Source organism: Pantoea sp. K16, from assembly GCF_048452805.1.
GTDB classification, from domain to species: Bacteria; Pseudomonadota; Gammaproteobacteria; order Enterobacterales; family Enterobacteriaceae; genus Pantoea; species Pantoea agglomerans.
Map to the genome: position 1 here is coordinate 119,854 of NZ_JBLWNV010000005.1, position 21,819 is coordinate 141,672.

At 56.2% G+C, this 21,819-nt stretch carries 19 protein-coding genes and 1 riboswitch; of the genes, 10 read left to right on the plus strand and 9 right to left on the minus strand.

From position 1 onward, the window contains the following. Positions 1-21 precede the first annotated feature (21 nt). A complete protein-coding gene (locus ACK13D_RS08250) occupies positions 22-813 on the minus strand; it encodes an SDR family NAD(P)-dependent oxidoreductase (protein ID WP_418796132.1) in 792 nt (263 codons plus the stop codon). 138 nt (positions 814-951) lie between these two features. On the opposite strand from ACK13D_RS08250, the gene ACK13D_RS08255 reads away from it, so the two are divergent. Together ACK13D_RS08255 and mug are read left to right on the plus strand one after the other, a co-directional pair. Next, positions 952-1,536, plus strand: a complete 585-nt coding sequence (locus ACK13D_RS08255; RefSeq protein WP_187492539.1) for a TetR/AcrR family transcriptional regulator — start codon at positions 952-954, stop codon at positions 1,534-1,536. Next, positions 1,533-2,051, plus strand: coding sequence for a G/U mismatch-specific DNA glycosylase (gene mug / locus ACK13D_RS08260; protein WP_418796134.1), 519 nt, complete (start codon positions 1,533-1,535; stop codon positions 2,049-2,051). The genes ACK13D_RS08255 and mug overlap by 4 nt, the downstream gene beginning before the upstream one ends. A gap of 74 nt (positions 2,052-2,125) precedes the next feature. Here mug and rpoD read toward each other — a convergent pair whose 3' ends face one another. From rpoD to rpsU, 3 genes are all read right to left on the minus strand, one after another. Further along, on the minus strand, positions 2,126-3,967 hold the full coding sequence (gene rpoD, locus ACK13D_RS08265) for an RNA polymerase sigma factor RpoD (protein WP_010699749.1): 1,842 nt from the start codon (positions 3,965-3,967) through the stop codon (positions 2,126-2,128). 398 nt (positions 3,968-4,365) lie between these two features. Next, positions 4,366-6,111 carry a DNA primase gene (dnaG, locus tag ACK13D_RS08270; RefSeq protein WP_010699748.1) on the minus strand — a complete coding sequence of 582 codons (1,746 nt, stop codon included), beginning with the start codon at positions 6,109-6,111 and terminating at the stop codon, positions 4,366-4,368. A gap of 118 nt (positions 6,112-6,229) precedes the next feature. Beyond that, positions 6,230-6,445 (minus strand): 30S ribosomal protein S21, encoded by a 216-nt coding sequence (rpsU, locus tag ACK13D_RS08275; RefSeq protein ID WP_001144069.1) that lies wholly within the window; start codon positions 6,443-6,445, stop codon positions 6,230-6,232. A gap of 278 nt (positions 6,446-6,723) precedes the next feature. Between rpsU and tsaD the strand changes: the two genes are divergently transcribed. Beyond that, the gene (gene tsaD / locus ACK13D_RS08280) at positions 6,724-7,737 is read left to right on the plus strand and encodes a tRNA (adenosine(37)-N6)-threonylcarbamoyltransferase complex transferase subunit TsaD (protein ID WP_022623892.1); all 1,014 of its coding nucleotides are present in this window, start codon (positions 6,724-6,726) and stop codon (positions 7,735-7,737) included. 29 nt (positions 7,738-7,766) lie between these two features. On the opposite strand, the gene plsY is transcribed toward tsaD, so the two are convergent. Next, the gene (plsY, locus tag ACK13D_RS08285) at positions 7,767-8,372 is read right to left on the minus strand and encodes a glycerol-3-phosphate 1-O-acyltransferase PlsY (protein ID WP_010249063.1); all 606 of its coding nucleotides are present in this window, start codon (positions 8,370-8,372) and stop codon (positions 7,767-7,769) included. Between the two features lie 108 nt (positions 8,373-8,480). On the opposite strand from plsY, the gene folB reads away from it, so the two are divergent. Further along, positions 8,481-8,840: a bifunctional dihydroneopterin aldolase/7,8-dihydroneopterin epimerase gene (folB, locus tag ACK13D_RS08290; protein ID WP_010249061.1), complete on the plus strand. Its 360-nt coding sequence runs from the start codon at positions 8,481-8,483 to the stop codon at positions 8,838-8,840. 191 nt (positions 8,841-9,031) lie between these two features. Further along, a complete protein-coding gene (gene bacA, locus ACK13D_RS08295) occupies positions 9,032-9,850 on the plus strand; it encodes an undecaprenyl-diphosphate phosphatase (protein WP_010249058.1) in 819 nt (272 codons plus the stop codon). A 15-nt stretch (positions 9,851-9,865) separates the two neighbouring features. Here the strand turns inward: bacA and ACK13D_RS08300 are convergent, their stop codons facing one another. Both ACK13D_RS08300 and ACK13D_RS08305 read right to left on the minus strand, forming a co-directional pair. Further along, positions 9,866-11,098 (minus strand): multifunctional CCA addition/repair protein, encoded by a 1,233-nt coding sequence (locus ACK13D_RS08300; RefSeq protein ID WP_045139609.1) that lies wholly within the window; start codon positions 11,096-11,098, stop codon positions 9,866-9,868. A gap of 158 nt (positions 11,099-11,256) precedes the next feature. Next, entirely contained in the window at positions 11,257-11,877 is a 621-nt protein-coding gene (locus ACK13D_RS08305; protein WP_008925741.1) for a TIGR04211 family SH3 domain-containing protein, read from the minus strand. A 272-nt stretch (positions 11,878-12,149) separates the two neighbouring features. Between ACK13D_RS08305 and ACK13D_RS08310 the strand changes: the two genes are divergently transcribed. The 3 genes from ACK13D_RS08310 (at position 12,150) to hldE (ending at position 17,841) form a co-directional block, all read left to right on the plus strand. Next, entirely contained in the window at positions 12,150-13,460 is a 1,311-nt protein-coding gene (locus ACK13D_RS08310) for a CYTH domain-containing protein (RefSeq protein WP_167430423.1), read from the plus strand. A gap of 33 nt (positions 13,461-13,493) precedes the next feature. Beyond that, positions 13,494-16,346 (plus strand): bifunctional [glutamate--ammonia ligase]-adenylyl-L-tyrosine phosphorylase/[glutamate--ammonia-ligase] adenylyltransferase, encoded by a 2,853-nt coding sequence (glnE, locus tag ACK13D_RS08315; RefSeq protein WP_163843884.1) that lies wholly within the window; start codon positions 13,494-13,496, stop codon positions 16,344-16,346. A gap of 70 nt (positions 16,347-16,416) precedes the next feature. After that, positions 16,417-17,841 (plus strand): bifunctional D-glycero-beta-D-manno-heptose-7-phosphate kinase/D-glycero-beta-D-manno-heptose 1-phosphate adenylyltransferase HldE, encoded by a 1,425-nt coding sequence (hldE, locus tag ACK13D_RS08320; protein WP_010249049.1) that lies wholly within the window; start codon positions 16,417-16,419, stop codon positions 17,839-17,841. Positions 17,842-17,880: 39 nt separating this feature from the next. Here the strand turns inward: hldE and ubiK are convergent, their stop codons facing one another. Then, positions 17,881-18,270 carry a ubiquinone biosynthesis accessory factor UbiK gene (gene ubiK / locus ACK13D_RS08325; RefSeq protein ID WP_010249045.1) on the minus strand — a complete coding sequence of 130 codons (390 nt, stop codon included), beginning with the start codon at positions 18,268-18,270 and terminating at the stop codon, positions 17,881-17,883. Between the two features lie 171 nt (positions 18,271-18,441). After that, a riboswitch (FMN riboswitch) is annotated at positions 18,442-18,599 on the plus strand. Positions 18,600-18,709: 110 nt separating this feature from the next. Between ubiK and ribB the strand changes: the two genes are divergently transcribed. Both ribB and ygiD read left to right on the plus strand, forming a co-directional pair. Further along, entirely contained in the window at positions 18,710-19,366 is a 657-nt protein-coding gene (gene ribB, locus ACK13D_RS08330) for a 3,4-dihydroxy-2-butanone-4-phosphate synthase (protein ID WP_031590879.1), read from the plus strand. Between the two features lie 235 nt (positions 19,367-19,601). Continuing rightward, positions 19,602-20,387, plus strand: coding sequence for a 4,5-DOPA-extradiol-dioxygenase (gene ygiD / locus ACK13D_RS08335; protein ID WP_010249041.1), 786 nt, complete (start codon positions 19,602-19,604; stop codon positions 20,385-20,387). Positions 20,388-20,654: 267 nt separating this feature from the next. Here the strand turns inward: ygiD and ACK13D_RS08340 are convergent, their stop codons facing one another. Continuing rightward, positions 20,655-21,815, minus strand: coding sequence for a glutathionylspermidine synthase family protein (locus ACK13D_RS08340; RefSeq protein ID WP_163799444.1), 1,161 nt, complete (start codon positions 21,813-21,815; stop codon positions 20,655-20,657). Positions 21,816-21,819: the final 4 nt, after the last annotated feature.

Consider the following 21,819-nt stretch of genomic DNA (forward strand, 5'->3'; position numbering starts at 1 on the left):
TCGTTAGGGCTGACGGCTGACTCAGCGCTGACGATAACGGGATGCTGATTGATTCCGCGAAAGATGGGGAACCATCGTGCCACGTGCCTGATCGTAGTCGTGCCACATCTGCAGATCTTCCAGCGCCGGAATGGTTACCGTCTCTTTGCTGTCGAGTCCGGCAAGCGCGGCGTCCACCATCTCATCAACGTCCATCAGCATTTCAGCCGGAATTTCATTGATAGACTGGCCTGCGCGGTCGAAAATCTCCGTACGGGTCGCACCGGGTAACACTGCCTGTACCTGCACGCCGCTCTCTGCAAGTTCACGCTGCATCGCACGCGTCAGAGTCAGTACGTAAGACTTAGTGGCATTATAAGCGCCGTTGAACATCTCATGCACCAGCGACAGCACCGATGCGATATTGATAATGATGCCATTACTGCGCGCTTTGAAAGCCCGGCCAGCCGCCTGTGCCAGACGGGTGGGTGCCAGAATATTTAACGCCAGCATGGTGTTAATGCGTGTGATGTCCGCCTCCAGAAACTCACCCTCAACGTTCATGCCCGCGTTGTTCAGCAGCAGCGTAATCTGTGCGTTGTTCGCGAGTTCCGACTCCACGCGTTGCAGATCCTGCTCGTGCGTTAAGTCAGCCGCCATAACCGTCACCCGAATATCGTGCTGCTTTGCCAGTGCGTCAGCCAGGGTGGTGAGCCGCCCCTGATCGCGTGCGACCAGAATCAAATCATAACCGCGTGCTGCCAGTCGTTTTGCATAGGTCGCACCGATACCGCTGGATGCGCCGGTGATTAAAGCTGTGCCTGATTGTGACATCTCTTTTTCCTCGTATGATGGTCGTCATAATAGCCATCAATATGACGATCATCATATCTGTCGTCAAGCTGGAATATGATGACCGTAATAATTACTATAATAGCCAGACGCTACGTAGCAGACACCGCAGGAGATGAGATGGAGAAGCAGAGCAGCAAAGCGCATACGCGGCGGCGTATCCTTGATGAGGCGGCGCGCGTGATGCGTGAAACCGGCACCGAAGGAATTGGTGTAGCGGCGCTGATGAAGCGGGTCGGGCTGACACACGGCGGTTTTTATGCGCATTTTACCTCACGCGAGGAGCTGGTTGAGGAGGTGCTGAAGCATATGTTTGCTGAAGCCGATACCTTAAAGCCCGCGGAGTCCGTGACCCAGCCAGCGCAGCAGCTGGCAGATTTTATTGATAGCTATCTTTCCGAGGCGCATCGCAATGCGCCGGCACAGGGCTGTCCATTAGCCGCTCTGGTGAGTGAAGTAGCTCATCTTCCACAGCCGACACGGCAGATCTTCGCACAGGGCTTTAACGCGATGCACAGCAGCCTGACGCAGATATTGCGTGGGCTGAGGCTGCCCGATGCGGAAGCGCTGGCCTCCAGCATGCTGGCAGAGATGGTTGGTGCGCTGGCGCTGGCGCGCGCCTGTCCGGATGCTGAGCAGGCCAGCCAGATGCTGCAACGCAGCCGCGATGCGCTGAAGCAGCGTACGCTGGAGGTGGCGGCATGAGTGAACACGCGATCCGCGACATCATCAGTTCCGGTCTTGATGTGTTGTTCTGTGGCATTAACCCGGGTCAGTCAACCGCCCATCAGGGGTTCCACTTCGCGCATCCCGGCAACCGGTTCTGGAAAGTCATCCATCTGGCGGGATTCACCCAGCAGCAACTGAAGCCGGAAGAGGAGCAGCGCTTAACGGAGACCGGCTGCGGCATCACCATGCTGGTTGAGCGGCCCACGGTACAGGCGAGTGAATTAGCGCCTGATGAGCTACGCGATGGCGGCAAACGGCTGATGGAAAAGGTACTGGATTACCAGCCAACAGCGCTGGCGATTCTGGGTAAGGATGCGTTTCGTCGTGCTTTTAAGCAGAACAAAGTCGAATGGGGCAAACAGCCGATATGTATGGGGGAAACGCAGGTGTGGGTGTTGCCGAATCCCAGCGGCCTTAATCGCGCATCTCTGGACGAGATGGTAGAGGCGTATCGTCAGCTCTATGTGGAACTGCATGCGGGGAGCGAATGAATCTGCGCAGGGCAGGGGAGAGGCAGTAACAGGCAGGCATAAAAAACCCCGGCGAACCGGGGTTTTTGTCTGACTTAATCGTCGAGGAAGCTGCGCAGCACTTCCGAACGGCTCGGATGGCGCAGTTTACGCAGAGCTTTGGCTTCGATCTGACGAATACGCTCACGCGTAACGTCGAACTGTTTGCCCACTTCTTCCAGCGTATGGTCAGTGTTCATATCGATACCGAAACGCATGCGCAGCACTTTCGCTTCGCGCGCGGTCAGGCCAGCCAGCACGTCATGGGTCGCAGAACGCAGGCTCTCTGAGGTAGCAGAATCCAGCGGCAGCTCCAGCGTGGTGTCTTCGATAAAATCGCCCAGATGTGAATCTTCATCATCACCAATCGGCGTCTCCATAGAGATCGGCTCTTTAGCGATTTTCAGCACCTTGCGGATTTTATCTTCTGGCATCAGCATACGTTCAGCCAGCTCTTCCGGCGTAGGTTCGCGGCCCATCTCCTGCAGCATCTGGCGTGAAATACGGTTGAGCTTGTTGATGGTCTCAATCATATGCACCGGAATACGGATGGTACGCGCCTGGTCGGCGATAGAGCGGGTGATAGCCTGACGGATCCACCAGGTCGCATAGGTTGAGAACTTGTAACCACGGCGATATTCAAACTTATCTACCGCTTTCATCAGGCCGATATTACCTTCCTGAATCAGGTCAAGGAACTGCAGACCGCGGTTGGTATATTTCTTGGCAATCGAAATAACCAGACGCAGGTTAGCTTCCACCATCTCTTTCTTGGCGCGACGTGCTTTGGCTTCACCGATCGACATGCGACGGTTAATGTCTTTGACCTGTTCAATGGTCAGACCGGTCTCTTCTTCGACCTGCGCCAGTTTCTGCAGGGAACGTGTCACGTCATCCTGCACTTCCAGCAGCTTTTCAGACCACGGCTTGTTCATGGCCAGAGCAGCTTTGAACCAGGTTTCATTGGTTTCGTTGCCGGTAAACAGCGTGATGAAGTTTTTCTTCGGCATTTTGCACAGCTCAATACAGAGCTTCATGATCAGACGTTCCTGCGTACGGACGCGTTCCATCATGGTGCGCATGCTGCCTACCAGGTAATCGAACTGCTTCGGTACCAGGCGGAACTGCTTGAAGACATCAGAGAGGTTCTGGATTTCAGCAACGGCGGCAGCATGACTGCGACCTTTGCTTTTAATCACTGCGCGGGTAGTTTCATATTGCTTACGCAGGTCAGAAAACTTCTCGCGCGCCAGTTCCGGATCGATTGAGTTATCGTCGTCGGAGCTGTCATCATCCTCCTCATCTTCTTCTTCATCGTCCTTACGATCGGCTTCAGAAAGTTCAGAGCCCACGTGCGTTGCCGTTGGGGCGATATCTTCTTCTGCGTTAGGATCGACGAAACCGGTGATCAGATCGGAGAGGCGTGATTCGCCTGCTTCAACTTTGTCGTACTGATCCAGAAGATACGTAATCGCTTCAGGGTATTCGGCTACAGAACACTGAACCTGGTTGATACCGTCTTCAATACGCTTAGCGATGTCAATTTCGCCTTCGCGCGTCAGCAGTTCAACGGTACCCATTTCACGCATATACATGCGGACCGGGTCAGTGGTACGCCCGATTTCAGATTCAACGCTGGATAACACCTGAGCGGCAGCTTCCGCGGCATCTTCGTCAGTATCGGAGCTGTTTTCGTTCAGCATCAGATCGTCGGCATCCGGGGCTTCTTCAACCACCTGAATACCCATGTCGTTAATCATCTGGATGATGTCTTCGATCTGATCTGAGTCGACGATATCTTCCGGCAGATGGTCATTGACCTCAGCATAGGTCAGATAGCCTTGCTCCTTACCACGGGTGACAAGAAGCTTGAGCTGTGACTGCGGGTTTTGCTCCATAAGACGGTATCCACACTTCTGTTAAATTAGATTGGTGTCGGTCGGCAGCGAGCCAACAATAGCAGTAAAGGCATTTAATTCTTGCCGCTGCCTTCGTCGCGGCGTGGGCTTTGCCCATCAGTATTCGGCACTTAAGCCGCTTGTATAAACTCTGTGCTAAGGGCCTGGCTTACTTGCCATTCTTGTCCCCGGCAGTGCTCGCTTTCCTTACGTACTTCAGTACGCTCCGGAAGCTGTGCGCTGGCGGTGACCAGACTGACTTCGACGCCTGCGGCCTTAAAACTATGTGCTGCGGGCCATTTCGATCCCGGACTGTTCACGGTAGTGAAACAGCTGGCAGCACTAAAACAGGCAATCTGCCCTTTCCTCTGTCAGAACGGGCAGCGTGCTGAAAACAGTTACTTTCTGGCAAACGCCTGACTGAGAGTCCAGAGTTCCCGGCGCTCATCGGCGCTCAGTCCCTGGGTGCGTTCACGCGCAATCAAAAACTCCAGGCGCTCTTCAAGAGCAGAGTCGTAGATGCTGGCCAGCGAGTCCTGAAACACCGCTTCGGCTTCCTCATCTACTATCATGTGGTTCCAGATCGCCAGTGTTTCAAGCGTCTGACTAAAATTTGTTCCGCGATATAACTCTAGTAGCTGACCGGTGGTCAATCCAGGATTCTCATTACAACGGCCCACTAATTCAATAAATAGCGGTAAACCCGGCATTTTTGACTCAGACAGCCCATCAAGCGAAGGCACCAGGGTGGCCAGCTGCGGACTCTGAATCAGCAACGCGATCAGCACGCGCATAGTGGTACGCTTCAGCGGTGGCGCTACCGGCGTCGTTCCACTTGCGGCCAGCTTCGGCATCAGCTTTTCAAGCTGATTGTCGTCAAGAATACCCAGCTTATTCCCCAGTTCCTGACGCATATAAATACGTAAGGTCTCACCAGGGATCTGCGTAATCAGCGGTAAAGCCAGCGTGCTCAGGCGCGCTTTTCCGTCACGTGAGCTCAGATCCACCTGCGGCAGCAGGCTATCAAATAAAAACGAAGAGAGCGGCATCGCCTGCTCCATCCTCGCTTCGAAGGCGTCTTTACCCTCTTTGCGTACCAGCGTATCCGGGTCTTCACCATCGGGTAAAAACATAAAGCGTAGCTGACGACCATCATTCATGTAAGGCAATGCGGTTTCAAGCGCACGCCATGCCGCTTCACGACCCGCCCTGTCGCCGTCGTAACAGCAGATCACGGTGTCGGTACTGCGAAACAGCAACTGAATGTGTTCAGCAGTGGTGGAGGTGCCTAATGACGCGACGGCATAATCTATCCCGTACTGCGCCAGCGCAACCACGTCCATGTATCCCTCAACCACTAACAGGCGGGCGGGTTCAGGATGGTTCTTAACGGCTTCATAAAGGCCATAGAGCTGGCGGCCTTTATGGAAAATAGGTGTTTCCGGCGAGTTCAGATACTTCGGCGTATCGTTACCCAGCACGCGTCCGCCAAAACCTATGACGCGTCCACGCTTATCGCGAATCGGAAACATGACGCGGTCGCGAAACCGGTCATAAGTTCGGCCTTTGTCATTGCTGACCAGCATGCCCGCTTCCATCAATGACTCGCGATCTTCCGATTGCTTACCAAAACGCTTGAGAACGTTATCCCAGCCGGCTGGCGCGTAACCTATGGCGAAGTGATTGATGATTTCGGCGCTCAGACCACGACGATCAAGATAGTCGCGTGCTGGCTGCGCACTGGATTGCTGCAGACCCTGCTGATAAAAACCGTTCAGGTTCTCCATCAGCTGATACAGGCTCTGGCGCTGATGGCGTTCCATCTGGCTGGGCCCGCTGCCTGCTTCATAAGGCACGTCTAAACCGTGGGAAGTGGCTAACTCTTCAATACTTTCCACAAACTCCAGACGATCAAAGTTCATTAAAAAGTCGATAGCGTTGCCGTGTGCACCACAGCCGAAACAGTGATAGAACTGCTTTTCGCCGTTTACGGTGAAAGAGGGCGTTTTTTCATTATGGAAAGGACAGCACGCATGGAAATTCTTACCCTGCTTTTTCAGCTTAACGCGGGCATCGATAAGATCCACGATATCCGTGCGGGCAAGTAAATCGTTGATAAATACGCGTGGAATTCGTCCAGCCATACGCCCCAGATTTTCAGCTCATAAACGGCAACAAGCCGCGCTTCCTTTCGGAAAGCACGGCCTTTTACTTGACTCTGTCTGCGTGAATCACGCGGTGGAGGCGGACCTCCGGAACGACTTAGTACAGACGAGTGCGGCGTGCGTTTTCGCGAGCCAGTTTCTTGGCGTGACGCTTAACTGCTGACGCTTTAGCGCGCTTACGTTCGGTAGTCGGTTTTTCATAGAACTCACGACGACGAACTTCAGCCAGAACGCCTGCTTTCTCGCATGAACGCTTGAAGCGACGCAGTGCTACGTCAAATGGCTCGTTTTCACGTACTTTAATTACCGGCATGTAACTCTCACCTCGATAAAATTCGGTTTTTGCTGCTGACTGCGGCGCCAGCACATTTCAAAATGGTGCAGCATTTTACTCCAACTCAAGTTGGTTTGTAAAGCACCATGGATAATTTGAAACCAACAGGAGCGTTTGCCTGTGCGGCTGCCGGTTTTTCCAGGGGCGGGAGTATAGCGCACTCTTTAGCCGACAGAAAATGACTTTTTACGGTGGATGCCCGCGCTGCACATCCAATTGCTGTGATAAACTGCGCGCCGCAAGAATGAGGTGATGCAATGCGAATTCTGGGTATTGAAACGTCGTGCGATGAAACCGGCATCGCAATCTATGATGACGAGGCCGGATTACTGGCTAACCAACTCTACAGCCAGGTAAAACTGCACGCCGATTATGGCGGTGTGGTGCCGGAACTGGCCTCACGTGATCACGTGCGTAAAACCGTGCCGTTGATTCAGGCTGCGCTGAAAGAGGCCGGTCTGGAGCCGCAGCAGATCGACGCGGTGGCTTACACAGCAGGCCCTGGACTGGTCGGTGCGCTGCTGGTTGGTGCCACCATTGGCCGCGCCCTGGCGTTTGCCTGGAAAGTCCCCGCCGTGCCGGTCCACCATATGGAAGGCCACCTGCTGGCGCCGATGCTGGAAGAGAATCCGCCGGAATTTCCGTTTGTTGCACTCCTGGTGTCGGGCGGACATACGCAGCTGATTAGCGTCACCGGCATTGGTGAATATGCGCTGCTGGGTGAATCGATCGATGATGCGGCGGGTGAAGCGTTCGACAAAACGGCCAAGCTGCTTGGGCTGGATTATCCGGGCGGGCCAATGCTGTCGAAGATGGCGCAGCAGGGCACGGCGGGACGTTTTACCTTCCCGCGTCCGATGACCGATCGTCCGGGCCTGGATTTCAGCTTCTCCGGCCTGAAAACCTTTGCCGCCAATACTATCCGCGCCAATGATGATGATGCTCAGACCCGTGCTGACATCGCCCGCGCTTTTGAAGATGCGGTGGTAGATACGCTGTCGATCAAATGTAAGCGTGCGCTGGATCAGACCGGCTTTAAGCGTCTGGTGATTGCCGGTGGCGTCAGCGCTAACCGCACACTGCGCGAGCAGATGGCGATCATGATGCAAAAGCGCGGCGGCGAAGTGTTCTACGCCCGCCCGGAGTTCTGTACCGATAACGGTGCGATGATCGCGTATGCGGGCATGGTGCGGTTAAAAGGCGGAACGCGGGGAGAGTTAAGCGTCAGCGTGCGACCGCGCTGGCCGCTGTCGGAACTGCCCGCCATCTGATGTGAAAAAAGCCGGCTTGCCGGCTTTTTTTATGGCTGAGATTTCTTTTTGCGCTTCCAGATCTTGCCTTCCTGACCCCGCCACAGCCGCTGAATATTGTCGTGATGACGCAGCAGGATCAGACAGGAGAGCATGGAAACCGGGAAGGTGAACTGCGGTTTGAACCACCAGACATAAAAAGGCGCGATCAGCGCGCTGACGATGGCACCCAGCGAGGAATAGCCGCTGAGTAAGACCGTTAACAGCCAGGTGCCGGTCACCAGCCCGGTTAAGTCCCAGCCAATCGGCGCAATCGCGCCAAATGCCGTCGCCACACCCTTGCCTCCGCGAAAGTGAAAGAACACCGGATAGATATGACCCAGACAGGCGGCAATGGCGGTCAGGCCGAGATAGAGCGGAGTCACGTGCATCAGATAGGCCAGCCAGACCGGCACCATCCCTTTCAGCACATCAAACACTAATACGCTGGCTGCTGCGGTTTTACCGCCCAGACGCAGGACGTTGGTGGCACCCGGATTGCCGGAACCGTGTGTGCGCGGATCGGGCAGGCCAGCGAGTTTGCAAACCAGAATCGCACTGGAAATCGAACCGCAAAGATACGCGAAAATAATCATACCAAGCGCGAAAGCACTCATAACACCGTACCGTTCCCTTTAGGGTCGTTTTGATCTCTTTAACCGTGGATAATACGCATAATCAGCCGGAAGTGGTATCCGGCTTAGCCAAAAACAGAGACTCTCATCATGGATATCGTATTTATAGAACAACTCACGGTTTTCACCACCATTGGCGTTTACGACTGGGAACAGGGCATACAGCAGAAGCTGGTGCTCGATGTCGAAATGGCCTGGGATAACCGTCTGGCGGCCAGCAGCGACGATGTGAAAGATTGTCTGAGCTATGCGGATGTCTCCTCGGCGATTCTGACGCATCTTACCGGCAGTCGTTTTGCGCTGGTTGAACGGGTTGCTGAAGAAATCGCGGATCTGTTGATGAACCGTTTCAATTCGCCTGGCGTCCGCATAAAGGTAAGCAAACCGGGGGCTGTAGCCCAGGCAGCACAGGTTGGCGTGCGAATTGAGCGCGGGACTATTCCTAAATAAATACGATGTGATTGCCATCACAATGAAACCAAACCAAATTACTGTCTGTCATAGCGTGTACCGTTTCGTTACAGCAGGCGAAATGGTGTAGACCTTAAGGTTTAATTCAGGCTGATAGCGGCATGATTTCAGGCGATAGCCACGCGCTACCGCCTTTTTAATGGTTTTGAAACGGATAGAGGAAACATTTGATGGCAGATATTCATCAGCTTTGGGTAGCTGCAATCCTGGGCGTTGTGGAAGGGCTGACCGAATTTTTACCGGTCTCTTCCACAGGGCACATGATTATAGTGGGTCACCTGCTGGGCTTTGAGGGTGAAAAAGCCGAGACCTTTGAAGTTGTGATCCAGTTAGGATCGATTCTGGCTGTAGTAGTGATGTTCTGGCGCCGTCTGTTTGGCCTGATTGGCATCCACTTTGGCGAAGTTAAACATGAAGGCGTCGGCACTGGCCGTCTGTCGCTGATCCATATCCTGCTGGGTATGGTACCGGCTGTGGTCGTGGGTCTGGTGCTGCACGATCAGATCAAAACGCTGTTTAATCCGATCAACGTGATGTACGCCCTGGTGGTAGGGGGTGTGCTGCTGCTGGCAGCTGAGTACCTTAAGCCAAAACAGCCGAAAGCGGTGGGCGTCGATGATATTACCTATCGTCAGGCGTTTATGATTGGCTGTTTCCAGTGCTTAGCGCTGTGGCCGGGCTTCTCACGTTCCGGTGCAACCATCTCCGGTGGCATGCTGATGGGCGTGAGCCGCTATGCCGCGTCGGAGTTCTCCTTCATCCTGGCGGTGCCAATGATGATGGGTGCGACCGTACTGGATATGTACAAGAGCATCGGCTTCCTGACGATGGCGGATTTCCCGATGTTTGCGGTGGGCTTTGTCACGGCGTTTATCGTGGCGCTGATTGCGATTAAAGCTTTCCTTCAGCTGATCAAACGCATCTCGTTTGTTTCGTTCGCGATCTACCGTTTTATTGTGGCAGCCGCGGTTTACATGGTCTTCATGTAAAGCCCACGCAGCCTGCTAGTCAGGCTGCGTAATCGCCAGACCCTGCGCGACGGCGTCAATCCGTCGTCGCGTCAACTCTTCCCGCACTTCTGCACCTTTAAATCCCGCTTCGACCACCGCTTTGGTCGGCACCGCCTGCGCCAGCGCAAAAGCACGACGCAGATAGTCGCCCTGCGGATAAGGCATGCTCTCCAGTCCGGCTCGCCCGCGCGCATCCGCTTCACTGGTCAGCGCCATCTGCTCAACGCGCTGTGGCTTACGCCAGGCATCGATCCGGTCAAATAGTGCCACCAGCGACGCGGCAGATTGCCGTTCAATGGTGTGCACCACGTCGTGAAATTCGGTCACAATCAGCGCCAGATCGCGAATCGCGTTTGGCACCCGCAGTCGCTGGCACAGCGCCTCGACCAGCGGAACGCCCGCCAGACCATGACCGTGGTGGCTGGGCCACAACTCAGGCGGCGTCAGCGCCTTGCCGACGTCATGGAACAGCGTGGCGAAGCGCACCTCGATCTCACTGGAGAGGGCGGCGGCCATCGCCAGTGTCATCAGCGTATGGACGCCAGTGTCGATCTCCGGGTGCCACTTAATCGGCGCAGGAATACCAAACAGATTATCCAGCTCAGGAAACAGCACCTGCAATGCACCGCAGTCGCGCAGGACCTGAAAATAGACCTGCGGATTACGGGAACTCAGCGCCTTTTCCGTCTCTTTCCACACCCGCTCAGCAGTGAGATTCGACAGCTCGCCGCTTTCGGCCATCTGCTGCATCAGCAGCTGGGTTTCGGGGGCAATACGAAAGTTGAGATGGGCAAAACGCGCCGCAAAGCGCGCAACGCGCAGTACCCGCAGCGGATCTTCACTGAAGGCGTCAGAGACGTGACGCAGCAGGCGCAGGGCAATATCACGCTGGCCATTATAAGGATCGACCAGCACGCCGTTTTCATCCTGCGCAATCGCATTGATGGTCAGATCGCGGCGCTGTAAGTCCTGCTCCAGCGTCACGTCGGGCGCGGACCAGGTGACAAAACCGGTGTAGCCTTTCCCGTTTTTCCGCTCGGTACGTGCCAGCGCATACTCTTCGCGACTGACGGGATGCAGGAAAACGGGAAAATCGCGACCGACCTGGTGATAGCCCTGCTCAAGCATGGCTTCGGGCGTGGAACCTGTCACCACCCAATCTTTGTCTGTAACCGGCAGATTCAGCAGCGCATCACGCACCGCACCGCCAACAAGAAACGTCTTCACGCAAAACTCCAGAGAAAAAGAAATGACCTGCACGCCGGGCGCGTCCCGCGCCTGAAATCAGCGGTGCATATCATTTTATTGTTGCACAGATTCCCCGGATTGCAGACATGCCAAAAAGGGGATCCTGCGATCCCCTGCTCAAATCCGGCTAAATGGTGTCAGTTCATCCAGCGATCGCTTTTCTTACGGCGCGGCAGCATGTGCGGCAGTAACAGGCCCAGCAGCAGGCCGACGCCCAGCACGCCGCCGCCATACATAAACCACTGCATGATGATGGTGCGCTGCTTATCATCCAGCTGAACGTTAGCGGCGCTGACTTTCTTCTGCGCGACGATCAGCTCATTTTTCAGCTTCTGATTCTCGCCTTTCAGCCCGTTGATAACGCCGTCGCTGCTGGCGACTTTGTTCTGCATCTCAGCCGTGCGCTGGTTCCAGCTGTTGTCGATGTTATCCAGTTTGGCAGTCAGATCTTTCACCTGCTGCTCAAGCTGAGGCACCCGGGTGCGCAGGCTCGGATTAGCACTGAGCTGCGACAGGGGGATCCAGGTGGTGCGGCCTTCCGAATCACGGATCTGGCCATAATGCGTGTCATTGTTGGTCTGTAACAGCTGCACCTCTTCCCCGGCGTTCAGCTTACCGAGCAGGCGAAACTGATCGCCCGGTCCACTGCGAACCCAGGTTGAAAGTTCATCAGAAACATAGCGTTTTTCGTCGGCATGGGCAGGTGCAAGGGTGCTAAGGGCCAGCAAAGTGAGTCCAGCGAGAGTAATTTTTTTCATTCGATTTCGTTTGGCTTAGTCTGACTAAAAATTTACCGGCACAGTCTGGAGAGGCCTCGCATAAATCTGAATGAGAACTATCCTGGTCTCATGAGAGTGCGAAAAGGTCTGCGAAAGAGCAAAGAAAGCAGAGACAGCGCGGCTTCTGTGCATTAATCTTCGCCTGATAACCCCTTGCCCTCCAGGCGACAGCTTGAGTAACCTGCTGATAATCGCCTGAAATATGCAGGAAACACCCTCTTAAGTGCCAGCGGCGTAGTGAATAAAAAATTATGACCATCGAAATCGAACTAAAGTTCATTGCAACTCCACAGGCGGCCGGGAAACTGGCTGAACTGCTCTCCACTCTGCCGCATCAGCATCAGGCTGCTCGCGAGCTGACCAACATCTACTTTGAAACCGACGACAACCAGCTACGACGCTGGGATATGGGATTGCGTATCCGCGGCGTAGACCAGCGTTATGAAATGACGCTGAAAGCGGCGGGGCAGACGCTCGGCGGACTGCATCAGCGCCCGGAATACAACGTTGAGCTCAGCGAACCGGTTCTGGACATTGCACGCCTGCCGGCAGAGATCTGGCCGCAGGGCACCGATGTCGCGGCGTTGCAGCCGCGCTTGCAGCCCCTGTTCACCACCCATTTCCAGCGCGAGATCTGGCTGATCACCACAGGCAACAGTGAAATTGAAGTGGCGTTTGATCAGGGCGGGGTCACGGCAGGTGATCTCAGCGAACCGCTGTGCGAGATCGAGCTGGAGCTGAAACGTGGCGAACGCCAGGATCTGCTGGCCTTCGCACAGCAGCTGGTGGCGCTGGGCGGTCTGCGTATGGGCAGCCTGAGCAAAGCTGCCCGCGGCTATCAGCTGGCGCAGGGTAATCCGCCGCGCCAGATACAGCCTTTCCCGCTGCTGAAAGCGGGCGCCAAAGCCACCGTAGAGCAGGGCATGGTGGCCGCGATGTCGGCAGGACTTCATCACTGGCAATATCATGAAGAAGTCTGGCTGCGCGGCAATGCGGCGGCCCAGGATGCGGTGCGCGAAGCGCTGGATCTGCTGCGTCAGGCGTTCAGCCTGTTTGGTGCGCTGGTGCCGCGTAAAGCCAGTAGTGCGCTGCGTCAGCAGCTGACTACGCTGGAAGAGACGCTGGTGAATGAAGAGCAGGATGCTGCTACTTTCTGCTTATCTTCCCTCTCGGTTGAGACGCAGCTGGCGCTGACACACTGGCTGGCTGAATCTCAGTGGCGTCAGTGGATCGATGCCAAAGGGGAAGCCAAGCTGCAGGGGTCCTATAAACGCTTCAGCGACATTATGCTGAGCCGCGTCAATGCCGATCTGAGAGAAACGTTCATCACGGTAAAACAACCCAACGAGTATCAGGACAAAGCCACCCGTCTGGCGCGTCAATTGCTTACCGTCCACCTGCTGGCGGGATTCTATCCGTCTGAGGCGGTCGTGAGCTGGCTCGACCCGTGGCAACAGCTGCTGTCGGCAATTCATGAAAAACAGACGTCCGGGTTAGCCTGGCTGGCGATGCAGGCGCTGAAACAGCCTCCGTTCTGGCTCACCAGCGGCGCTGGTCGCTAACGGGTATTCCGTCACGCCATCAAGGAGGGAGTTATGTTGTCAGCACTTCCCGCGTTGCTACGCGACCAGGCCGAAGAGGCCGCCCGACAGCTTGGGGTTCCGCTGGCTTCGTTAAGCCCGGAGCAGGCTGCCGGTCTGGCTTTCAGCGATTTTGTGCTGGAAAACCTGCAACAACATCCCGACTGGTGGCAGGCGATGCTCGACCAGCCGCCGCAGCCTGATGAGTGGCAACACTACTCTGCGTGGCTCAATCAGGCGCTTAGCGGCATCGACAGTGAAGCGAGCCTGATGCGTGAACTGCGGCTGTTTCGTCGCCGTATGCTGGTACGCATCGCCTGGATGCAGTCTCTGCAGCACGCCACAACCGAACAGAGCCTGCAACAGCTCAGCGCATTAGCCGAAGTGCTGATCAGCCGGGCGCGTGACTGGGTTTATCAGGATTGCTGTCGTGATTTTGGTACGCCCTGTAATGCGGACGGCGACGCGCAGCCGATGCTGATTCTGGGCATGGGCAAGCTGGGCGGCGGCGAACTCAATTTTTCTTCTGATATTGACCTGATTTTTGCCTGGCCGGAAAACGGCACAACGCGTGGCGGACGGCGTGAACTCGACAACGCTCAGTTCTTTACCCGCATGGGACAGCGGCTGATTAAAGTGCTGGATCAACCCACCATGGATGGTTTTGTCTATCGGGTGGATATGCGTCTGCGCCCGTTTGGCGACAGCGGCCCGCTGGTGATGAGCTTTGCCGCGCTGGAAGATTATTACCAGGAGCAGGGACGCGACTGGGAGCGTTACGCCATGGTCAAGGCGCGGCTGATGGGTGATGACCACGATCGCTGGAGCCTGGAGCTGCAGCAGATGCTGCGGCCATTCGTTTACCGCCGCTACATCGACTTCAGCGTGATCCAGTCACTGCGTAACATGAAAGGGATGATCAGCCGCGAAGTGCGGCGACGTGGGCTGAAGAACAATATCAAACTGGGCGCGGGCGGCATCCGTGAAACCGAATTTATCGTGCAGGTATTCCAGCTGATTCGCGGCGGGCGTGAGCGCTCGTTACAGCTGCGCTCACTGCTGCCGACGCTGGAGGCGATCAAAACCCTGGCCCTGCTGCCCGCGGAACAGGTCGATGCGTTGCGTGTTGCCTACCTGTTTCTGCGGCGGCTGGAGAATCTGCTGCAAAGCCTGGGGGACGAGCAGACCCAGACCCTGCCAGAGGATGAACTGCATCGCGCCCGGCTGGCGTGGGCGATGGATTGTGCCGACTGGCCTGCTCTGATGACCCGGCTCGACGGCCAGATGGCGGCGGTGCGCGCCATCTTCGACGAGCTGATTGGCGAAGATACCCCTGAGATTGGCGATCAGCGTGAGCTGGCAGAGTTTCAGGTGCTGTGGCAGGACCAGCTGGAGGATAGCGAACTGGCGCCGCTGGTGCCGCAGCTCAGTGACGAGCAGCGGATTACGCTGCACCAGACGCTGGAGGCGTTTCGTCAGGATATCAACCGGCGCACCATCGGCCCGCGTGGCCGTCAGGCGCTGGACCAGCTGATGCCGCGTCTGCTGAGCGAAGTCTGCCCGCGTGAAGATGCGGCGGTGACGCTCGGTCGCCTGACGCCGCTGCTGATCGGCGTGCTGACCCGCAGCACCTATCTGGAGCTGCTGACCGAATATCATGGTGCGCTGCGCCACTTAATTCGCCTGTGCGCCGCCTCACCGATGGTAGCCAGCCAGCTGGCGCGTCATCCCTTATTGCTGGATGAACTGCTCGATCCCGCCACGCTCTATCAACCAACCGCCACCGATGCCTATCGCGATGAGCTGCGTCAGTATCTGCTGCGCATCCCTACCGAGGACGAAGAGCAGCAGCTGGAAGCGGTGCGGCAGTTTAAGCAGGCACAGCATCTGCGTATTGCTGCCGCCGACATCGCCGGAACGCTGCCGGTGATGAAAGTCAGCGATCATCTCACCTGGCTGGCAGAAGCGATTATCGAATCTGTGGTGCGCCAGGCGTGGAATATGATGGTGCAGCGTTACGGCCGTCCTTCGCATCTGAGTAATGAACATGAACGCGGTTTTGCCGTGCTGGGCTACGGCAAACTGGGTGGCTGGGAGCTGGGTTACAGTTCTGACCTCGATTTGGTGTTCCTGCATGACTGCCCGGCAGATGCGGTGACAGAAGGGGAGCGCAGCATCGATGGCCGTCAGTTCTATCTGCGCCTCGCCCAGCGCATCATGCATCTCTTCAGTACCCGCACCTCCTCCGGCATTCTCTATGAAGTGGATGCGCGCCTGCGTCCTTCGGGCGCGGCGGGCATGCTGGTGAGTACCTTTGAGGCCTTTGAAGAGTATCAGCGCAGTGAAGCCTGGACCTGGGAGCATCAGGCGCTGGTCCGGGCACGCGTCGTCTTTGGCGAGGCGGCACTGGGTGAACGTTTCAGCGTGATTCGTCAGGCGATTCTGTCGCTGCCACGTGCCGCGGAAGCGCTGCAAACTGAAGTGCGTGAGATGCGTGAAAAGATGCGCGCTCACCTCAGCAACAAACATAAAGGTCGCTGGGATATTAAAGCCGACGCGGGCGGCATCACCGATATTGAATTCATCGCCCAATATCTTGTCTTACGCTACGCCGCTGAGCAGCCTGAACTGACGCGCTGGTCTGACAATGTGCGCATTTTCGAGCTGATGGCGAAGTACCATAAAATGCCCGCCGATGAAGCACAGGCGCTGACGCAGGCTTATGTGACGCTGCGCGACGCATTGCACCATCGCGCCCTGCAGGAACAGCCCGGCCACGTTGAGCCAGAGGCCTATGCAGCGGAGCGGCAGACGGTTCTGAGCAGCTGGCAGCGCTGGCTGATAACGCCTGCGTCTATCCTGGCGTGATGCTGATAGCACAAATCGCAACTGTGCTATCATCCGCGCACTATTTTTAATGCAGTCTGGAGTGTCTGGAATGAAAGTGACTCTGCCCGCGTTCGGCCAAGCCTCAGTGCTGGTTGTTGGCGATGTAATGTTGGATCGTTACTGGTATGGCCCAACCAGCCGTATCTCCCCTGAAGCGCCGGTTCCGGTGGTGAAAGTGGACACGGTTGAAGAGCGCCCTGGCGGCGCGGCAAACGTGGCGATGAACATTGCAGCACTCGGTGCCGCGTCGCGCCTGATTGGCCTGACTGGCGAAGATGATGCGGCGCGAGTGTTGAGTAACACGCTGAAAGACGTCAACGTACATTGTGACTTCGTGGCGGTCAAAAGCCATCCGACCATTACCAAACTGCGCGTGCTTTCCCGCAATCAGCAGCTGATCCGTCTCGATTTTGAAGAGGGCTTTGATCAGGTCGATCCGGAACCGATTCACCAGAAAATGCGTGATTCACTGGCCGCCGCGGGTGCGCTGGTGCTGTCCGATTACGCCAAAGGCGCGCTCTCCAGCGTGCAGACCATGATTACTCTGGCGCGCGAAGCGGGCGTACCGGTATTAATCGACCCGAAAGGCACCGATTTTGCGCGCTACCGTGGCGCGACGCTGCTGACGCCGAACCTCTCTGAGTTTGAAGCCGTGGTCGGCAAATGTAAAAACGAAGAGGAAATTGTGGCGCGCGGCACCCAGCTGATCGCCGATTTTGACCTCTCCGCGCTGCTGGTGACCCGTTCAGAAAATGGCATGACGCTGCTGCAGCCGGGCAAAGCGCCTCTGCATCTGCCCACCCAGGCACAGGAAGTCTATGACGTGACCGGTGCCGGCGATACGGTGATTGGCGTGCTGGCGGCGGCATTAGCGGCCGGTGATTCGCTGGAAGAAGCCTGTTTCCTGGCCAATGCGGCTGCGGGTGTGGTGGTGGGGAAACTTGGTACGTCTACCGTCAGCACCGTTGAGCTGGAAAATGCGATTCATGCCCGCCCGGAACAGGGTTTCGGCATCATGACCGAAGCGCAGTTAAAAGCCGCCGTTGAGATGGCCCGCCGCCGTGGCGAAAAAGTGGTGATGACCAACGGCGTGTTCGACATTCTGCATGCCGGTCATGTCTCCTACCTGGCAAATGCCCGCAAGCTCGGCGATCGACTGATTGTCGCGGTGAACAGCGATGCATCGACTAAACGTCTGAAAGGCGAAAGCCGTCCGGTGAACCCACAGGAAAACCGGATGATCGTGCTGGGCGCGCTGGAAGCGGTCGACTGGGTGGTGGTATTTGAAGAGGATACGCCGCAGCGGCTGATTGCGGGCATTCTCCCTGACCTGCTGGTCAAAGGGGGAGATTACAAGCCGGAAGATATCGCGGGCAGCAAAGAAGTGTGGGCAAATGGCGGCGACGTTCAGGTGCTGAACTTCGAAGATGGTATCTCCACTACCAACATTATCAAAACCATCCGCGGCAGCTAAAGCGCAGCGTAAGCGGGAGCCGCGCTCCCGCTTAAGGGCTTATTCTGGCTTGTTGTCCGCAACAGGCTTCACCACGTCCGCAACCGGTGACGGCGAGGCTGCAGGTGAGGTCGCTACGGCGGCTGATGGTGTGGTCGCCGCAGCAGGTGTTACTGGTGCGGTTGCCGTCGGCGGCGTACCGGCTGATGAACCCTGACTTTCCAGCTGCGCCAGACGCTGCTCCAGCGCCGCCAGCTTCTCACGTGTACGCAGTAATACCTGCGTCTGCACATCGAACTCCTCACGGTTGACCAGATCCATCCGGGTCAGCTGCGCCTGAAGAACCTGACGAATTTTCTTTTCGACATCATCACCAAACTCACGAACACCTTTAGGCATCGCTTCGTGAACCTGACGGGCAAGTTGTTCAATTTTTTTCGTGTCGATCATGATGATTTCCTGGTTACGGGGAGCTGTGTCAGCGTGTTTACCAACGTAATAAGTGTTAAGTGTAATGCCAGAAATGAAAAGGATAAACCTCAAATCGGTAACGCAGGAAATGCAAAAGCAATTGCGCTATTGATGATTGCCGCCTCAAACGATCGGCGTTATAGTTAAAGTGCTTATTCTCAGGGCGGGGCGCAATTCCCCACCGGCGGTAAATCAGCTTCGGCTGAAAGCCCGCGAGCGCTTTATCTTAATGAAAAGAGAGGTAAAGGTCAGCAGATCCGGTGTAATTCCGGGGCCGACGGTTACAGTCCGGATGGGAGAGGGTAACGACATCTGTCGGACAATTGTGTCTGCTTCACGTTATTGCCACGTCTTTTTGACGTCACTCCTAAGCACGCCCTGATTCTGGTAACCCATACATTTTAAGGTTTTTATTACCATGAATCAGACGCTACTTTCTGAATTTGGCACGCCTGAACAGCGTGTAGAACGTGCTATCGCCGCCCTGCGTGAGGGACGCGGTGTGATGGTACTCGACGATGAAAATCGCGAAAACGAAGGCGACATGATCTTCGCCGCAGAAACCATGACCGTTGAACAGATGGCACTGACTATCCGTCACGGCAGCGGCATCGTCTGCCTTTGCCTGACCGAAGCGCGTCGCCAGCAGCTCGATCTGCCAATGATGGTGGAAAACAACACCAGCTCTTTCGGCACTGGCTTCACCGTGACCATTGAGGCCGCAGAAGGCGTCACCACGGGCGTCTCCGCGCAGGATCGTATCACCACCATCCGCGCCGCCATTGCCGACAATGCCAGACCCACCGATCTGCATCGCCCTGGTCATGTCTTCCCGCTGCGTGCCAGCGAAGGCGGCGTATTAACCCGTGGCGGGCATACCGAAGCGACTATTGATTTAGTCACCCTGGCCGGCTTTAAGCCCGCAGGTGTGCTGTGCGAACTGACCAACGACGATGGCACCATGGCCCATGCGCCAGAAGCGATTGCGTTCGCCCGTCAGCACAACATGCCGGTGGTGACCATCGAAGATCTGATCGCCTGGCGTCGCGCGCACGAAACACGCCACGCCAGCTAATCTGGCTGCCGCGATAAACAGGCTCCTCCCGGGCCTGTTTTTCTTCCTGCCGCCCGGAATGGCGCGGCCTGACCGCTGACTTCTCCTCTCTCTTTCATGCCGAAAGCGCTGTTAAACCTGCCACGTTAAATTTCATTCAAATTTCCTGATGATCACCATCATGGTTATCCGCGTGATAAAGCAGCGGATGCGCGTATCGTAATGGCTATCAAATACTCGATCCCGGGGATCACGAATGAGCCAGTTACGAATGCCAGCGCTGTTTTTGGGTCACGGCAGCCCGATGAATGCCCTTGAAGAGAATCGCTATACCGCCGCGTGGCGTCACCTGGGCGATACTCTGCCACGTCCACGCGCGATTATTGCGGTTTCGGCGCACTGGTATACGCGCGGCACCGCCGTGACGGCAATGGCACAGCCTGAGACCATTCATGATTTTGGGGGCTTTCCGCAGGCGCTGTTTGATACGCGCTATCCGGCACCGGGATCGCCTGAACTGGCGCAGCAGCTGGTGGAGCAGTTAGCGCCCGTTGCGGTGACGCTGGATCACGAGTGGGGACTGGATCATGGTTCCTGGGGTGTGCTGATCAAGATGTATCCGGAGGCCGATATTCCGGTGGTCCAGCTAAGCATTGATGGCACCAAACCTGCGGCATGGCACTTTGAGATGGGCCAGAAACTGGCTGCACTGCGCGATCAGGGTGTGATGATTGTCGCCAGCGGCAACGTGGTACATAACCTGCGTAAAGTGCGCTGGGATGGCAACAGCGAAGTTTATCCATGGGCCAGCAGTTTTGAACAGTTCGTGCGCGATAACCTGGCGGTGCAGAGCGATGCTGCTTCTCATCCGCTGGTTAACTTTATGGATCATCCTGGTGCGGCGCTTTCTAATCCGACACCTGAGCACTATCTGCCGCTGCTCTATGTACTTGGCGCACGTCAGCCGGATGACGCCATCAGCATTCCGGTTGATGGCATGGAGATGGGTGCGATCAGCATGTTGTCGGTTCAGGTAGGTTAGGGCGAAGCTGACAGCCATAGAAGAGCTTATTGTGCAGGGAACACGGTCAGAAGAGGAAAGCGTCCCGCGCCAGGGACAAAAACGCCGGGAGCGTCTTTGAACAACGCAAAGCGTTGGCCCGGCTACGGGCGCACCTCAGGGATGAGGTGCGTAATCGCGCGGGCCGAGCGTGTCATGGATGACGGCTTTTGCGTCTTTCCGATCTGACCGTGTTCTTTGCGCAGGCTCGGTCTAACCGCTAAACCAAACGGAGATTATCGCGGTGCATTAACCGATAAAAGCGTGCGGATAGAAACGGGAAAGATCCTGCGTGATCAGGTCGCGATCTTCCCGCAGGCCGATACCGGCCGGTTGATCGTCAATCAGCCAGCTGCCGATCAGCGTATAGCTGTCGCCAAACTTAGGCAGCGGATGGAACTGCTGGACGATCATTCCCTCTTCGCCATACGGCCCATCGACGCGGGCGATCTCCTGACCATTTTCCACGATGCGAATGTTGGCACCTTCACGTGAAAACAGCGGCTTCACCACATATTTGTCCATGTGCGGCACGTCATCTTCCGCGAACCAGGCGGGCAGCAGATTAGGGTGATTCGGGAACATCTCCCACAGCAGCGGCAGCAAGGCTTTATTCGAGATAATGCTTTTCCAGGCCGGTTCCAGCCAGCGCACGCCAGCATCGCCCAGCTTGGTGGAGAACATCTCACGCAGCATGAATTCCCACGGATAGAGCTTGAACAGGTTGCTAATCACCTGATCCTGGGCGTCGGTAAATTCCCCTTTTTCGCCCAGTCCAATTTCATCCATGTAGAGAAACTCACTCGGCAGTCCCGCTTCGGTGGCGCAATCCTGAAGATATTGCACGGTGCCGCGATCTTCGTCGGTGTCACGGCAGCAGGCGAAGTGCAGCCAGTTGAAGCCGTGCTGCTGATGTAACGCGGCAAAGCGTTCAATCAGCTTTTCCTGCAGGCTATTAAACTGATCGCTGCCTGCGGGGAGCTGACCGGCGTTAAGCTGGTCCTCCAGCCATAGCCACTGGAAAAATGCCGCTTCATACAGCGAGGTCGGCGTATCGGCATTGTTCTCCAGCAGCTTTACATCGCCTTTGCCATCCCAGGCGAGATCCAGACGAGAGTAAAGCGAAGGCTGACGCTGATGCCATGAATCGCGCACGAAGTCCCAGGTGTGTTTGGGGATGCGGAATTTAGTCAGCAGCACTTCGCTGTTAACCACTTTTTCCACCACCTGCAGGCACATTTGATGTAATTCAGCGGTCACATCTTCCAGATGCTCGATTTGCGCCAGCGTGAACTGGTAATAAGCATCTTCACACCAGTAGGGTTCACCATGCATGGTGTGAAAACGAAAACCGAACTCGGTGGCTTTTTCGCGCCAGCCTGGGCGCTCTGAAATGGCAATGCGTTCCATCGGG